At 41.6% G+C, this 15,636-nt stretch carries 16 protein-coding genes; 7 read left to right on the top strand and 9 right to left on the bottom strand.

Annotated features, from left to right (window positions below; translation table 11 throughout):
• Positions 1–16 precede the first annotated feature (16 nt).
• The gene (locus ACIQYG_RS06955) at positions 17–679 is read right to left on the bottom strand and encodes a transposase (RefSeq protein WP_402836547.1); all 663 of its coding nucleotides are present in this window, start codon (positions 677–679) and stop codon (positions 17–19) included.
• 404 nt (positions 680–1,083) lie between these two features.
• Between ACIQYG_RS06955 and trpB the strand changes: the two genes are divergently transcribed.
• Positions 1,084–2,247: a tryptophan synthase subunit beta gene (gene trpB / locus ACIQYG_RS06950; RefSeq protein ID WP_402836545.1), complete on the top strand. Its 1,164-nt coding sequence runs from the start codon at positions 1,084–1,086 to the stop codon at positions 2,245–2,247.
• A gap of 46 nt (positions 2,248–2,293) precedes the next feature.
• On the opposite strand, the gene ACIQYG_RS06945 is transcribed toward trpB, so the two are convergent.
• The 6 genes from ACIQYG_RS06945 to ACIQYG_RS06920 form a co-directional block, all read right to left on the bottom strand.
• The gene (locus ACIQYG_RS06945; protein WP_095392665.1) at positions 2,294–2,512 is read right to left on the bottom strand and encodes a spore germination protein; all 219 of its coding nucleotides are present in this window, start codon (positions 2,510–2,512) and stop codon (positions 2,294–2,296) included.
• A 21-nt stretch (positions 2,513–2,533) separates the two neighbouring features.
• A complete protein-coding gene (locus ACIQYG_RS06940) occupies positions 2,534–2,941 on the bottom strand; it encodes a spore germination protein GerPE (protein WP_402836542.1) in 408 nt (135 codons plus the stop codon).
• Between the two features lie 5 nt (positions 2,942–2,946).
• A complete protein-coding gene (locus ACIQYG_RS06935; RefSeq protein ID WP_402836540.1) occupies positions 2,947–3,126 on the bottom strand; it encodes a spore gernimation protein GerPD in 180 nt (59 codons plus the stop codon).
• Positions 3,116–3,727, bottom strand: coding sequence for a spore germination protein GerPC (gene gerPC, locus ACIQYG_RS06930; RefSeq protein ID WP_402836538.1), 612 nt, complete (start codon positions 3,725–3,727; stop codon positions 3,116–3,118). The genes ACIQYG_RS06935 and gerPC overlap by 11 nt, the downstream gene beginning before the upstream one ends.
• 83 nt (positions 3,728–3,810) lie before the next feature.
• Positions 3,811–4,017: a spore germination protein GerPB gene (locus ACIQYG_RS06925; RefSeq protein ID WP_137017139.1), complete on the bottom strand. Its 207-nt coding sequence runs from the start codon at positions 4,015–4,017 to the stop codon at positions 3,811–3,813.
• Positions 4,018–4,038: 21 nt separating this feature from the next.
• Positions 4,039–4,260 carry a spore germination protein gene (locus ACIQYG_RS06920; RefSeq protein WP_402836534.1) on the bottom strand — a complete coding sequence of 74 codons (222 nt, stop codon included), beginning with the start codon at positions 4,258–4,260 and terminating at the stop codon, positions 4,039–4,041.
• Between the two features lie 225 nt (positions 4,261–4,485).
• Between ACIQYG_RS06920 and ACIQYG_RS06915 the strand changes: the two genes are divergently transcribed.
• From ACIQYG_RS06915 to ACIQYG_RS06900, 4 genes are all read left to right on the top strand, one after another.
• Positions 4,486–6,078, top strand: coding sequence for a long-chain-fatty-acid--CoA ligase (locus ACIQYG_RS06915; protein ID WP_402836532.1), 1,593 nt, complete (start codon positions 4,486–4,488; stop codon positions 6,076–6,078).
• A gap of 319 nt (positions 6,079–6,397) precedes the next feature.
• Positions 6,398–7,672: an MFS transporter gene (locus tag ACIQYG_RS06910; RefSeq protein ID WP_402836530.1), complete on the top strand. Its 1,275-nt coding sequence runs from the start codon at positions 6,398–6,400 to the stop codon at positions 7,670–7,672.
• 40 nt (positions 7,673–7,712) lie between these two features.
• Positions 7,713–8,894: a DUF418 domain-containing protein gene (locus ACIQYG_RS06905; protein WP_402836528.1), complete on the top strand. Its 1,182-nt coding sequence runs from the start codon at positions 7,713–7,715 to the stop codon at positions 8,892–8,894.
• A 133-nt stretch (positions 8,895–9,027) separates the two neighbouring features.
• Complete coding sequence (locus ACIQYG_RS06900; RefSeq protein ID WP_402836526.1) at positions 9,028–9,372, top strand: YisL family protein; 345 nt, start codon at positions 9,028–9,030, stop codon at positions 9,370–9,372.
• A 57-nt stretch (positions 9,373–9,429) separates the two neighbouring features.
• On the opposite strand, the gene ACIQYG_RS06895 is transcribed toward ACIQYG_RS06900, so the two are convergent.
• A complete protein-coding gene (locus ACIQYG_RS06895) occupies positions 9,430–9,996 on the bottom strand; it encodes a DUF2777 domain-containing protein (RefSeq protein ID WP_063232220.1) in 567 nt (188 codons plus the stop codon).
• Between the two features lie 284 nt (positions 9,997–10,280).
• On the opposite strand from ACIQYG_RS06895, the gene asnB reads away from it, so the two are divergent.
• The gene (asnB, locus tag ACIQYG_RS06890; RefSeq protein ID WP_402836524.1) at positions 10,281–12,128 is read left to right on the top strand and encodes an asparagine synthase (glutamine-hydrolyzing); all 1,848 of its coding nucleotides are present in this window, start codon (positions 10,281–10,283) and stop codon (positions 12,126–12,128) included.
• A gap of 44 nt (positions 12,129–12,172) precedes the next feature.
• On the opposite strand, the gene ACIQYG_RS06885 is transcribed toward asnB, so the two are convergent.
• A complete protein-coding gene (locus tag ACIQYG_RS06885; RefSeq protein WP_402836523.1) occupies positions 12,173–13,924 on the bottom strand; it encodes a glycoside hydrolase family 13 protein in 1,752 nt (583 codons plus the stop codon).
• Between the two features lie 364 nt (positions 13,925–14,288).
• On the opposite strand from ACIQYG_RS06885, the gene ACIQYG_RS06880 reads away from it, so the two are divergent.
• Positions 14,289–15,539, top strand: a complete 1,251-nt coding sequence (locus ACIQYG_RS06880; protein ID WP_402836521.1) for an extracellular solute-binding protein — start codon at positions 14,289–14,291, stop codon at positions 15,537–15,539.
• Positions 15,540–15,636 lie beyond the last annotated feature (97 nt).

Raw genomic sequence — 15,636 nt, 5'->3', positions numbered from 1 at the left:
TCTTCGAGCCACTATGTTAAGCCATTTTAGGACCTTTCCATGTCCAAGTGGCCGTCTTCTTTAAATTAATGGCAGCGAAAGTAAGCATTGCTTGCATCGACAATTTTTTAAGTCCCCTTAAAGTAGTCCAACGCATACCATGCTTTTCTTTTGCATCTGCGAATACACGCTCAATCGTTTCTTTGCGTACGATTTTCTTTTCAAATTTACGCTTATTCGCATTGGCTTTCACATGTGTGGAATCGACAAATATATGTTTAGCACTTATTAACTTTCTTTCAGCAGCTGTCATTAAGATGCGATAGAAAATCTGTTCAAACAGGTCTGTATCTTTAAAGCGTCGCTCATAATTTTTCCCGAAAGTTGAGAAATGAGGTACTTTATCATGGAAACCATAGCCTAAGAACCAACGGTAAGCCATATTTGTTTCAACTTCTTCAATCGTTTTACGCATGGAACGAATACCGAAGGTATATTGAATGAATGTCAGTTTAACTAAGATAACTGGATCAATACTTGGGCGTCCTACCTCTGAATACATAACTATCACCAAGTCATAAATGAAAGTGAAGTCAATGGAAGCCTCCATTTTACGAACCAAATGATTCGCCGGAACCAGTTGATCTAAAGTAATTATTTCAAGTTGATCTCGCTGATTAGAATTATGTTTCGAAAGCATCCTCATCACCTCAAGTTTTAATAGTTCTATTTTAAAACAAAAAAGACTGTAGGCAAAAAGGAGTTCTATCTGAAATTTTAAACATAGTTGATTGGAACGGAAGGTGCGAGACTCCTGCGGGAATAGCGAGTCCAAGGGAGACCCCACAGGCGTAAGTGCGCCGAGGAGGCTCCCGGACCGCCCGCGGAAAGCGAGTGCCTGAAGTGGAAATCAACGTCAAAATTTGTACAAGCCCAAAAAAACTGTAGACAAACTCGATTTTCATCGAGTTTGTCTACAGTCTGAGTGTCCCATTGATGTGGGACGCTTCTTTCTGATTAAATAAACAGAATAGTTTGAAAAGGTATAAATGCTTACTATATACTAGTGGAGAAAAATACCTTTTTAAAGGAGTAGAGAAGAGTATGACGAGTGAGATCAAGAGCAAGGGATACTTTGGTGAGTTCGGTGGAAGCTTCATACCTGGTGAACTTCAGGAAGTTATGGATATTTTAGAAGCGGAATTCCTGAAATATAAGGATGATCCGGAATTTATTGAGGAGTTTCAATATTATCTGAAAGAATATGTCGGACGCGAAAACCCGTTAACACTTGCAAAGAATTTAACGGAAAAGGTTGGCGGGGCAAAAATATATTTGAAGCGTGAAGATCTGAATCATACAGGTGCTCATAAAATTAATAATGCGATCGGACAAATACTGCTCGCTAAACGAATGGGTGCTAAACGCATCATCGCAGAAACAGGAGCTGGACAGCATGGTGTGGCGACTGCGACAGCATGTGCGATGTTTGGCATGGAGTGTGTGATCTATATGGGTAAGCTGGATACGGAGAGGCAGGCATTGAATGTCTTTCGGATGGAATTGCTGGGGGCAAAAGTCGTAGCGGTCGAAAAGGGACAGGGTCGATTGAAGGATGCCGTTGATGAGGCATTGAATGACTTGGTTCAAAACTATGAAAATACTTTTTACTTGCTTGGTTCAGCAGTGGGACCACACCCGTATCCAACGATCGTTAAGCATTTCCAATCAATCATAAGTGAAGAATCAAAGCGTCAGATCCTTGAAAAGGAAGGAAAACTGCCAACTGCTATCATTGCTTGTGCAGGAGGGGGAAGTAATGCGATCGGTGCTTTTGCTCATTATCTCGATGAAGAAAATGTCCGTTTAATTGGTGTAGAGCCAATTGAAGCCCCAAGTATTTCGCAAGGTGTCCCAACAGTTTTGCACGGATTCAAAAGTTTGACGTTAGTGGATGGGCAAGGGGAACCAAAACCGACATTTTCCATAGCCGCCGGTTTGGATTACCCAAGCGTGGGACCCGAGCATAGTTTTTTGAAAGATAGCGGACGGGCAGAGTATGTGACGGTAAAAGGGGAAGAAGCTCTAGAGGCTTTTCAGGTATTATCCAAAACAGAGGGAATCATTCCAGCTCTCGAAAGCTCACATGCTCTAGCTCACGCCATGAAGCTCGCAAAAGAGTTAACAAGAGATGATATACTGATCGTTAATTTATCAGGCAGGGGAGACAAAGATGTTGAGCAAGTATTTAACATGTTAGAAAAATAGGCCGAGAATAAAAGCCTCCCTGGAAATGGGAGGCTTTTTACTTTGGCTAATTATTCCCTGTAATGGGCTGGTCGACCCCATTGACATCAAGGACATTGCTACCGTTCAGGCCATTAGCCGTGAAGGTGATTGCAGCTGTGTTCCCTGAACCGGATCCGTAAACGGATTTGGAGGAAGACTTAGGGGAAATGACAGCGCAATCACCGAATAACAGGTTTCCTTGCGCGACATTGAATACTTGAACTGGGCCGATAATGGCGGGCATATGAACCCCTCCTTTAAAAGTTTAAGTGTTGTTGGTTGAATCCTCGATTGGCGTCTCTTCGTTTTCTTTAGGAACCTCCCGAATATGTTTCACTCTTGATTCCATACGTGCATGGCCTACGTTCCCCACACCAACCACAGATGAGGCTGATACCCCGATTATATTGATATTGCCGACCCGTATGAAGGGATTCGGATTTGAAAAACTTGATATGACTGGTTCATTCAATCTTGGGATGCAAAATGGTTTCTTAAAAATGTCATAGTCTTCGAAATGAATATCGACTGAGTGGAAAGTTTCACTTCTCTTTTGGACTGCTAAAGCCTGGGAATTACCGTCTATATATGAAGTATCCCCGATTTGCAAAGTGGAGCTGAATGATACCGTGTCGGATAATAAAGATTTTACTTTTGATATTCTAGAAAACATGTTATTTATCCTTCTGGAGAAAGCGGCACGAGTGGCCCGATGATAAGGGATTCCGGCGGGGTATCGAATGCCGAGGATAGTTGGATCGTTTGTACATCCCCTATGAGAAATAAAGCAGAACTTGCTACACCGGTAATTTTAATATCTCCTACGCAAAGCTGATGATTGGTTACATTAAACTCCATTTGGATTTCCTCCTGTCTCGGCTTGTGAATGGGTAATGAATTGAAATAGTGCGGTTTGAATATCGGATTTCACCTTTTCCCTGATCTTTTCCTTGATATTATCCCTTTGCTGCGGAGCACGTTCAGCGTACGAAAGATTATCGAAATACATATTGATTCGTTGGTGCAGCTGGCGTTCTACATCCTGCTTAATGAAGTCATGATAAGAAGGTTCCAATGATATTTTCAGCTGGTTTTCCGCATCGTGAATCATATTTTCCAAGTCTGAAAGTATTTCGTTATGAATTTCCTGGACGACGATCTCCCTGCCTGGAAATAGGTTAGGGGCAGGTGGAACAGGTTGGTTGTTTACGGCAAATTCATCTATGTTGTTAAGGTCAGTTGGATTTAAACCGATATTCAATGTTCCATCTAAAGATTCGACCTTTAACTGATCGAATTTATATTCAATTTTATCAACATGGATTGGCGGTTTATTTTTCAGCTCGGCTAGTTCATCTGTCAGGCGTTTGATTTCGTGTTCAAGTTTCATGATCCGTTTATCCTGGGCTTCAAGAAAACGCTGCATTTGTATGGAATATGAATAAAGATCCTGATTCACGATTCAACACCCCGCCTTCACAATAAGTTAATTTCATATATGACAGTATATGAAAAAGTTAGATGTAGGTGAATGCCTATGAACTAGGAGGGTGTAAATGGGACGAAGCTGGTTAATGGGACTACATCAGCTTCAATTTCGGGAGCAGGCTCAGTGAATCCACCGGTATTGGCTAATGTGGAATATGGTTTAATCACTCCGGCACTTCCTATTTGAAAAACGGATGAATTGGCGATGCTTTCAATTTTTATCATATTGATTTGTATGGTCTGGTGAATATTGAAGATCATGCTGACTCCTTTCTTAAAACATTAGAGATTTAGGACCAGTGGCTGATCGACACCATCAGTATCATTTGTATTCGTGGTGCTATGCGCATTATAGAGGGATATGGATTCACCTGTATTAAAAGAGCCAGCACCTGCAAACGTTTTTGAGGTGGAATATGGATTAATTTTAAAGACGTCACCAATATGGACAATTCCACTGCTACCGACGTTGATGACTTGAACGATTCCTACGATGGCCGGCAAGAAAATCACCCTTTTTTTATTCTGGTTTTCCCCATGAATCTCAGGCCACGAGCCTATCACTGAAGGGAGTTTCAATGTATTGTATGTTGACTCATGATTGATGTGATTCATCTGCCTATAAATATATTGTTATATAACAATGGCTGACATTATTGAAATGTTAGAAACAGATATGGTAACATAATGTTAATTCAGAATTTTCTAAATAAAATTAGAGGTGAGGAAATGAACGTACCATTAGTTTTATCGCATTTCTTAGATCGAGCAGCCTTACTATATGGCGATAAGAAAGCCATCATTGGAGATGACAAGGTTTTAACATACTTAGAGCTGAATGGCCGTGTAAACCAGCTTTCAAATGGGTTAAGGGATCTCGGTGTCAAAAAGGGTGATAAGGTGGCCTATTTGGCACCCAACTCAATTGAAATGCTTGAAGGCTTTTATGGGGTATTTCAACTTGGGGCAGTAATCGTTCCCTTGAATATCCGTTTGAAGCCTGCAGATTATGTATTCATTTTGAACCATAGCGAGTCCAAGGTCCTTTTCGTAGATCAGGAATTGTATCATCTAATTTCACCTATCAAGGATGAACTTGAATCGGTGAAGCACATAATCGTTCATTATAAAGATGAAGAGATAAATGAAACCGATTACAACCATTGGCTGGAACGTTATGATAACAAGTGCTTTAATCGGGAGTCAGTGGATGAAAATGATGTTTCGAGCCTCCTTTATACTAGCGGGACCACAGGAAATCCCAAAGGGGTGATGCTGACTCACCGCAACAACTATTTACATGCCCTGGGTGCGATGCATCATTTCAGGGTCAATGACCGCGATACATATTTGCATGTACTGCCGATGTTCCACGTGAATGGGTGGGGTGCGCCATTTTATTATACGGCAAATGGTGCCACTCAAGTTTGTTTGAGGAAATCCAGCCCCGAGATGATATTTGATGCACTACAAAAGCATAAGGTTTCCATAATGCATATGGCACCCACGGTTCTGAATTCACTGTTCCAATATTTTGAACGGAGTGTTCCGAATATCGAGCAGGATATCCGAATTGTTGTTGCTGGTTCCGCTCCGCCTCCTGCATTCGTTACAAGGGTGGAAAAAGAGTTAGGCTGGGAATTCATTCAAATTTACGGAATGACTGAATCAACACCGGTCAGTCTGATATCGCTGATTCGTTCTGAATTCGATGATCTTCCGGAAAGAGAAAAATACAGAATGAAGGCGAAAGCCGGATATCCCATCATAGGCAGTGAGGTAAAGGTTATCCATGACAATGGTGAGGAAGTTGCCCATGATGGGGTGGATATCGGCGAGCTTATCGTCCGCAGCCATGGAGTGATGTTAGGTTATTGGAAAAATGAAGAAGCGACCAGCCAGACACTGATAAATGGATGGCTGCATACAGGGGATATGGCCACAATCGATGAAAATGGGAATGTGGATATCGTTGACCGCAAAAAGGATATAATCATTAGTGGCGGAGAAAATATCTCTTCCATAGAAGTGGAAGGAATACTCTACGAACATCCGGACATTCTTGAAGCGGCAGTCATTGCCGTTCCGCACGAAAAGTGGGGAGAGACACCGCATGCCTTCATTGTGCCGAAAATGGGCGTTGAATTATCGGAGGATGATATAAAGGCCTTCACACGGGAAAAATTAGCTCATTTCAAATCAGTTACCAGTGTGTCGTTCGTCGATGAGCTTCCAAAAACGGCATCGGGGAAAATACAAAAAATCCATCTCCGTAATGATTATTGGGAATCTAAGGGGAAAACAGGCAGATTCGTTAATTGAAGCTCGCTAACGCTGTTCAGAAATGATCAGCGTTTTTTTCTTTGCCCTTTAAATTCGGTTTCATATTAAGCAATGAAGATTTCATCCTGAAGAAATGAAAATTGAGGTGGACACTGATAGGTTTCCATTCGTAAATAAGCCGCAGTAACTCATGTCAATGTTGGATAAGGGATGGTCATTCAGGAACACTTGAATTTGTTTCGATAAAAAGCTTCCTGTTTAACGATAAAATGTTACTATTATAAAATATTTCAAATTATTATAATTTTTCTTTTTTCATCAAGTTGATTTTAAGAGTTTTGGATTGTGGGGGAGAGCATTGAAACGTATTCATTATAGCTGGGTTATTTTAATCATAGCATTCTTCTCGATTATTGTAGCCGGAATCGTAAGGTCATCATCAGGAGTATTCATCGTACCATTTGAAAATGAGTTCGGGTGGGACCGATCCGTCATTTCTTTAGCCTTCGCCATAAGTCTTTTTCTTTATGGATTATCGGGTCCGTTCATGGCCGCGCTAATTGAAGTTCTTGGATTGAAGAAAATGATGGTATTGGCCATGTCCACTTTATTGGCAGGGATTTTCCTCACTTTTTTCATGCAGCATGAGTGGCAGCTCATTCTTATTTGGGGAATTATCATTGGATTGGGTTCTGGAGTGTTTTTAACGGTATTGAGCCCATATGTGGCAAATCGTTGGTTCGAGAAGAGGCGGGGGCTGGCGGTCGGGATACTGACGGCAAGTACGGCAACAGGTCAGCTCATTTTACTTCCGGTTTTAGCCATCATCATTGAGAATTATTCGTGGAGATTTGCGATTGGATTAATTTTGGTCCTTATCTTGATCATGCTGGCAATCATCCTTTTGTTCATGAAAAACAATCCGAAGGAAGTCGGCGCTCTTCCATATGGATTGGAAGAGGAAAAGCAGGAAACTGTTACAGTCCAAAATAAGAACCCCGTCGCCATGGCTTTTCAGTCGTTGATTGAAGCGGTGAGAGTGAAGGAATTCTGGTTATTGGCAGGAAGCTTTTTTATATGCGGACTTTCTACGAGTGGGTTAATCGGGACACATTTCATTTCTTACTGCATTAGTTTTGGTTTACCAGTTGTGACGGCAGCATCATTGCTATCTTTCATGGGAATCTTTGATTTGATTGGTACGACTGTATCCGGGTGGTTATCAGATCGTTTTGATAACCGCTGGCTGTTGTTTTGGTATTACGCTCTAAGGGGTGCTTCCCTCGTATTACTTCCTTTTGCACTAAATGAAGGCTCTATCGGTCTATTGGTCATCTTTTCCATTTTTTATGGCTTGGATTGGATAGCGACCGTTCCTCCGACCATAAGCATTTCAAGGCAAGTATTTGGCATGGGGAAAAGCGGGATCGTATACGGGTGGATATTCGCGGCCCATCAGGTGGGTGCAGCAGTGGCGGCGTACGGTGGAGGGCTTATCTTCAAAATATTCAGCTCCTATACATGGGCATTCTTCCTTGCAGGAATCTTTTGCTTATTGGGCAGCTTGTTTGTCATACTGATAAAAAAGCAAAAAGCGGTCACGCAAGTTAAAGATGATGCAATGGAGATATAGAAAAGATGTTAAATCTGTATGAATGAAAGAGGGTGTACCCATGAAGGGTGCGATGGTACCATTGCAGGAAAGTAAACGGATCGTAAGCATCGATCTTTTACGTGGATTAGCCATTTTAGGGATCTTTTTAGTGAATATGCCTTCTTTCCACTCTCCGCTCTTGTACATAGATGGTGCCGAGCGGTGGGCAGGAGGATGGGACAGGATTTTGTACAGTTTCAGTGATATAGTCGCACAGGCTAGCTTTTATCCGTTATTTGCCTTTCTGTTCGGTTTCGGGGCAATCATTTTGGCAGTAAGGAGTGAAGAAAGGGGTATTTCATTTCCGTTACTATATATGAAAAGGCTAAGTTTCCTGCTGATACTTGGTTGCATTCATGCTTTCTTCATCTGGCATGGGGATATCCTCATTAATTATGCTGTATTTGGGTTTGCACTTTTGTTTTTTTATAAGATGAAGGCCAGGAATTTAATTCTGCTAGGTTCGGTTTGTTATGTCCTGCCTTTTGCGATATTGGGCTCTCTATTTCTTATAATGGGCATTTTTGATAGTGAAGGGATGGCGATTACGACTGATTCAGCGATGGTGAAACAGTCTTTGGAAGTTTATCAATCTGGTACATTTACGGAACTGATGAGTCAAAGGGCACTGGATTGGTATATGGTGAACAACCCTTTTAATGCCATTATCCTTTTTTTATCGATTTTTCCGTTTTTTTTAATTGGAGCAGGCGTTGCAAAACAAGGTTTTCTCCAAAATCCAACCCAATATAAACGACAATTGAAAGCGATATCGATTGTAAGCTTGCTATTGGGCATGTCAATTAAGATTCTGCCATATGTGTCTGTATACCATTTTGGAACGATATTCGTGCAGGATTATTTGGGAGGGCCGTTACTTACGGTTTTTTATATCACGGCAATCACGCTTTTGGCGGAACGGTCAGGGGCTTCCCGCCTGTTACACCCGCTTTCGTATATCGGAAGGATGTCGATGAGCAATTACTTGTTCCAATCGATGGTATGTACGGCCATTTTTTATTCATATGGCCTTGGTTTATATGGATCAGTCTCATATACGACAGGATTTGTTTTCTTAATAGCCCTGTTTTGCCTGCAAATTCTGCTTTCCTTATTGTGGATGGGTCTGTATAAATACGGACCGGTTGAATATATATGGCGTTTTTTTACATATGGTAAAAAGCCGGTTATGCGCAGGTAGGGACCAGTTAAGAAGAAATGTAAATGATGTTCATTAAATTGTTGGTTTTACCCATTCAGGTGGATACTTAGTTTTGTTTTTTTCTAAAAGCCTATGATATGATGAAATGGAAACTGAACGAGGGGGCAAAAAAATGACTACACATATGCATATTACAGCTTGGGTTATCGGAATCATTCTTTTCTTTGTCACATATTCGATGCTTAAAGGTGGAAACCCGAAAGCGAAAATGCTACATATGATAACACGGTTGTTCTATCTATTGATTTTCCTTACTGGCGGCATGCTGATCACTGATTTTGGTGCTTACGCAGTAAAAATGATTGTTGGGATCATCGTGATTGCGGCGATGGAAATGGTGCTGGTCCGTACGAAAAAAGGAAAAAGCACAAGTGCCATGTGGATATTGTTCATCGTAGCGCTTGTATTCGTCCTTTATTTAGGACTTGCGCTGCCACAAGGAATGGACTTTTTTTAATACAGAATTAAAGACGGGTAAATGAGGAAATCTCATTTACCCGTTTTCTTTTACCTGTTATTGTGAATTCACTTTCTCAATGACGATCCTTTTTCCGGTGTTCAGGGTGAATTCAAAACGATCATGATCCTTTTTCCCGTAAGAAAAATGGTGCTGAACGAGGCAAATTTGGCTCTCGTTATCAAAGGTGAAGAAATTCACGCCGGACTGGTTTGGGACGGCCCTTAAAAAAGTAAGCTGGTTATAGCTATATATACAATCATAAATAGAAAAATCAAGTGAATTCAATGTCGTTACAAATTGGAAAAAGGAATCGTCGTTCAATTCTTCCAATAAACGTTCAAAAGAGTAGAGCAGCTTTTTGCGTATCCGAATGGGCTCATTTTCCCTTAAGAAGGTGATTTCCCGGTGAAGCAGGATTTTTCCCTCTTCTTCAACTACTCCTTGCTGCCAGCGCCCACCCCTGTACACTTCGATGATGCTGTCAACGTGGTCTTCAATGGAGCAGGCCTCATCTGTTTCATCATCGAAAAAAATCCATTGTTGATTGATATTTTCCACTGTTCCTTCGGTAAAAGCTCTTGTTTGCCTATTCATTAACTTAGTTCGTTGTTGCTGACTCATACATATACCTCCAATAGTGGAATCCTCACCTACTTTTTAGTCAAAATCCAATGAAAATATAACTGTATATTTTAAAATATTATGGACAAATAACCATCTTTCCGTCTTTGCATAGGCTATGTTTAACACGGGATGCTTTGCTCAACAATTCATTAATGACGCCGGGCGTTGTTGGCAGGGGGTCCTACGGAATGATGCTGAGCGATACTTAGGGACTGTAAATCTTTTTAAGACAGGGAGCCAATATATTTTTGATAGTCCGGATAGAAAGGATGAAGTGTAAAATGTGTGGGATAACAGGCTGGGTGCATTTTCAAAAAGATTTACGGACAAAAACGAAAACGCTGGAAAACATGACAAAAACGTTGGCAAAGCGGGGGCCTGACGAAGATAATGTTTGGAGCGAAGCCCATGTTGCCTTTGGTCATAAACGGTTAACGGTTGTCGATGCGGAAGGCGGAAAACAGCCGATGACGAAAAATCACGAAAACGGCAGATATACGCTTTGTTATAATGGTGAGCTATATAACACCGAGGATATTCGTAAACAGCTATTATTAAAAGGATATTCCTTTAAAGGTCATTCTGATACAGAAGTTTTATTAACTTCTTATATAGAATGGAAAGAAAAATGCATTGACTTGTTCAATGGGATTTTTGCGTTTGCGATTTGGGATGAAAAGGAACAGAAATTATTCGTTGGAAGAGATCGCATGGGGGTAAAACCATTCTTTTATGCGGAAAGGGACGGCGGGTTCATTTTCGGATCGGAGCTGAAGTCGATTCTTGCCCATCCGGATGTTAAAACGGAGATTGACCGCGAAGGGTTGTCTGAAGTTTTTGGTGTTGGTCCATCCCGGAAGCCAGGTTCAGGCGTATTTCATAATATCCAGGAATTAAGGCCTGCCCATGCGCTTACTTTATCAAGGAAAGGCCTCCGGATTTGGAGATATTGGAATGTGAAAAGCGAAGAACATCGGGATACGCTTGATGAGACGGCCGAGAAGGTTCGCTTTCTTGTCGAAGATGCAGTGACGCGGCAACTTGTATCTGATGTTCCGCTTTGTACCTTCTTATCAGGAGGGCTTGACTCAAGCGCGATAACGGCCATTGCTGCAAATGCCTATCAAAAAGAAGGGAAAGGCCAGCTTCATACGTATTCCATTGATTATGAGGATAATGAGCGTTATTTTAAGGCGAATGATTTTCAGCCAAACTCTGATGGGTATTGGATTAAAAAGATGTCGGATAGTTTTAACACCGTTCACCATTCATCGGTCATCACTCAAGAGCAGTTAACGGATTATTTAACGGAAGCTGTCCTTGTAAGGGACCTCCCAGGCATGGCGGATGTCGATTCTTCTTTACTTTGGTTTTGTAAGGAAATCAAACGGGATTTTGTCGTAGGCCTGTCCGGCGAATGTGCGGACGAAATTTTTGGGGGTTATCCTTGGTTTCATCGTGAGGATGATTTGAATCGTGCCGGTTTTCCATGGATGAGGTCGACCGGGGAGCGGGTATCTTTATTGAAAACGGGATGGCGCGAGAAACTGAAGCTGGAGGAATATGCGCAGGAAGCTTATTTGGAGACACTTGCCGAAACGCCTAAATTGGAAGGGGAAAGCGGTATAGCAGCAAAGCGGAGAGAGCTTTTCTATGTGAATTTATTATGGTTCATGACGACGCTCCTTGACCGGAAGGATCGGATGAGTATGGGGGCAAGTTTAGAGGTGCGCGTGCCATTTGCCGATCATCGCCTTGTTGAATATGCATGGAACATTCCTTGGGAAATGAAAATGGAAGGCAACCGTGAAAAAGGTATTCTTAGGAAGGCTTTGGAGGGGTTATTACCGGATGAAGTATTGTATCGTAAAAAAAGTCCATATCCAAAAACCCATAACCCTATATATACAGAACGTGTGCAGGCGTGGTTGAAAGACTTACTGACGGATAAGAATTCGGTCCTGCATGAGTTTTTCGATAAGCAGAAGCTAACCGATATAGTGGATTCCAAGGGTGCTGCTTTTAAAGTGCCGTGGTTCGGGCAATTGATGTCAGGTCCACAGTTGCTCGCACATTTGGCACAGACCCATGTATGGTTCAAAGAATATGATATCCAAATAATCGAGTGAAAAAAACGGGGCGGATGATTTTCATTGCCCCGTTTTCATTTGCCTCAATGATTGAATGCGAGAATTTTATATTGATAACCACCCAACTCAAATTTGCCAACCTGTGTGGTTTCCTTTGTTCTTAAATCCGTTAGTGTACGTCCTTTCAAATCAACAGGAAGGGTAAAGGATTGCTGGACGTCGGTCGGATTGATGAGGATCACGACAGAACGTTTTTCATTATACTTTTGGTAGGCCACGATATTTTCGTTTCCGGCTGTATCAAGGAATTTGAACTCCCCGTCATTGGCAAGTAACCGTTCTTCTTTTCGCAAGTGGATCAATGCCTTAATTTCATTGAGTAGCTCGGTGTTTTGTTTTTCTTCTTCCCAGACCATGCATTTTCGGCACCCAGGATCCATCCCACCGGTTAAGCCGATTTCATCTCCATAGTAAATACAAGGGGTGCCATTGAATGTCAGCAGGATTGCGTGAATGAGCTTGGCTCGGGCTAGATCTTCCCCGCAATCCGTGAAAATCCGCGGTGTATCATGGCTTCCAAGAAGATTGAATGTCACGTCAAAAACATTGGTCGGATAACTGTGATAGATGGCTGTCATTTCTTCAGTGAATTCGCGTGCATTGATCGTTTGTGAGGCGACCAGGCGAAAAACTTGGTTGGTGAAAGGGTAATTCATGACGGCATCGAATTGATCGCCGCGAAGCCATGGCATGGAGTCGTGCCAAATTTCCCCAAGAATATAAAGGTCAGGCTTTATATTTTTCACTGTTGTTCGAAATTCACGCCAGAATGGCTGATCGACCTCATTTGCCACATCGAGGCGCCAGGCGTCTATATCGAACTCCTTGATCCAATAAGCCGAGACTTCGAGCAGATATTCTTTCACCTCCGGATTTGCCGTATTCAATTTTGGCATCGATTCAAAAAAACCGAATGTTTCATAATTGGGCCTTTCCCCTCCCTTAAGAGGGAAGCTGTGTGGGTGGAACCAATCCTTATATTTCGATTTCTCTCCTTTTTCGAGTAAATCCTGAAAAGGGGGGAAATAGTAGCCGCTATGGTTAAAAACGGCATCCAGCATGACCCGTATATTCCGTTTATGGCATTCGGCTATTAGTGTCTTCAGTGTTTCCTTCGTTCCGAATTGCGGATCGATACTCCGATAATCAATCGTATCGTATTTATGATTGGAGTAGGCATGGAAGATTGGCGTGAAATAAATTCCGTTGATGCCGAGATTCTCAAGGTAATCCAAATGTTCAATGATTCCCTCGAAGTCCCCGCCAAAAAAATTATCCACCGCCGGGTCTTCACTTCCCCAGGGTTTCACACCTTCCGGATCGTTGTCGGGGTTTCCGTTTGCAAACCGCTCAGGGAAAATTTGGTACCAAATAGTATCCTTGACCCATTCCGGTGCCCCAAAAACTTCATTTTGATGGAGATAGGGAATCGCGAAATAGCTTCCGGGATCTCGGGGAGGCTCTTTAAAGAAGCCCTTTTCCGTGTAAATGGAGCATTCATCTTCTGACGATACCTTGAACCCATATCGAATTCTTCGGTAGGGAGGCTTCACATAGATATGCCAATAATCATGGCGGTTATCGCTGCCTGACAAACTCATGGGAAGTTCTTCGTACTGCCATTGACCATTATCTGAAATGTATGGATCGCCAAAGATCAATCCAACTGAGGAGATATCTTGTTTTTTCGTACGTAGGCGGATATGTAGGGTTTCGGTGTTGATGGGATAGCCGTAATTGTCATTAGGTCTATGGTGTATGGATGAAAATTCCATTAAAAACCACTCCAATTCTATAAGTATTTGAGGATGTGAAAAAGGAAACTTCCAGCTGTTTATGAGGGGGATCTCCATGAAGCTGCACTAGCCAGGTTAAGTGTTTTTTCAATACGGTTATATACCCCATTTCAATTGAAAAAAGCACTTATTAACTAAAAAATAACAAAAAGTGCTCATCACTACAAGGAAATAAAAACGCCAAGTAAAATGTTGTAAAAACCAAAGCCGTTCATATAATGATAACAATAGCTTTGGTATCGCTTTCATTAAGTGGCTTTATTTGAAGTACTGAACTGAAAAAACAGTATTATTTGGTGCTTTTGGACATGATAGAATAAACATTTTAAAAAGGAGAATGAAAGTGAAGAAGTTGATTTTTCATTTGTTCATGTCCATGTTTTTGATCGTTAGTGTAAATGCTTGTGGTTCCAGTTCAGATTTGGAAAATGAAGCAGTTAAAGAAAATAAGAAAAAAGAAGACGAAGCCAGTAATGAAGCGAAGCCGGAAAAACTGATCATTTGGGAGGAAAAAGGTAAAGCGGAGGCTCTAAAGCCGGTAATTGAAGCTTTTGAAAAAGAATATGGAATCAAAGTTGAGCATGAAGAGCTTGAAATGGCTACCGAGATGTACGAGCGGCTTCGTCGTGATGGGCCAATCGGAAACGGAAAGGCCCCGGATGTCGTAACTTTTTCCCATGGAAAAGTCGGCCAAATCGTGAAGGAAGGCTTAATTCAGGAAGTGAAGGTGGACGATGAGGTATTGGATGCCTTCATTGAATCTTCAATTAGAGGGGAGATGTATCAAGATAAGGTATTTGGATTGCCGAAATCCGTAAACACATCCGTTTTCTTTTATAATAAAAAATTGATGCCTAAGGCTCCTGAGACGATGAATGGCCTTTATAAAAAGGCGAAGGGATTAAGAAAGGGCAATGTTCATGGTTACTATGCCAAATGGAATGATTTCCATGATTCGTATGGAGTAATCGCTGGAATGGGAGGTTATATATTTAAAGATAAGAATGGAAAATTAGACCCTAATGACATTGGCTTGAATAATAAGGGTGCCATAAAAGGGGCTTCGTACATCCAAAAATGGTATGGGGCGGGTTTGATTCCCAAAGGCGACAAGGCAGTGATCGAGAAGTTGTTTCTACAAGGGAATTTGGCTTCTCTCATGAGTGACGGGAACTCATTTACCGAGCGAAAGGATACAGGAATTGCCCCCATGCCCAAATTGCCCGATGGCAAGCCAATGAAAACGTTCATGGAAATCAAAGGCTGGCATGTAACAGCTTTCACAAAACACCCTTATTGGTCTACGAAGTTAGTTGAATATTTGACTAATGATAATAATGCAATGCAGCGTTATGATTTAACAGGGGAAATGCCTCCTAATGAATCAATCAAACACAATGCCGCAATCAAAGAAAATGAAAGGGCACAAGCCTTAAGCATACAATTACAATACGCTGAACCAGTGCCGAATATTCCGGAAATGAATAAGGTATGGGGACCGATGAATTCAGCCATGGATGAAATGACCACTCAAAAAGCAAAACCAAAAAGGGTTTTGGATAAAGCGGTAAAGACGATAAAAAAAGAACGTTAACCGTGTTCTGCTCTCTTCCAATTCAGTAACCATAACCAGTATCCCCAGTTTGTCCCTTAAGTGTAAAGTTTTTTATAAATTGGATTTGACGTTAAGG

It is taken from the genome of Peribacillus sp. NPDC096622, from assembly GCF_044762665.1.
Taxonomy (GTDB): Bacteria; Bacillota; Bacilli; order Bacillales; family DSM-1321; genus Peribacillus; species Peribacillus frigoritolerans_B.
This window is presented reverse-complemented; position numbering and strand designations above follow the sequence as displayed.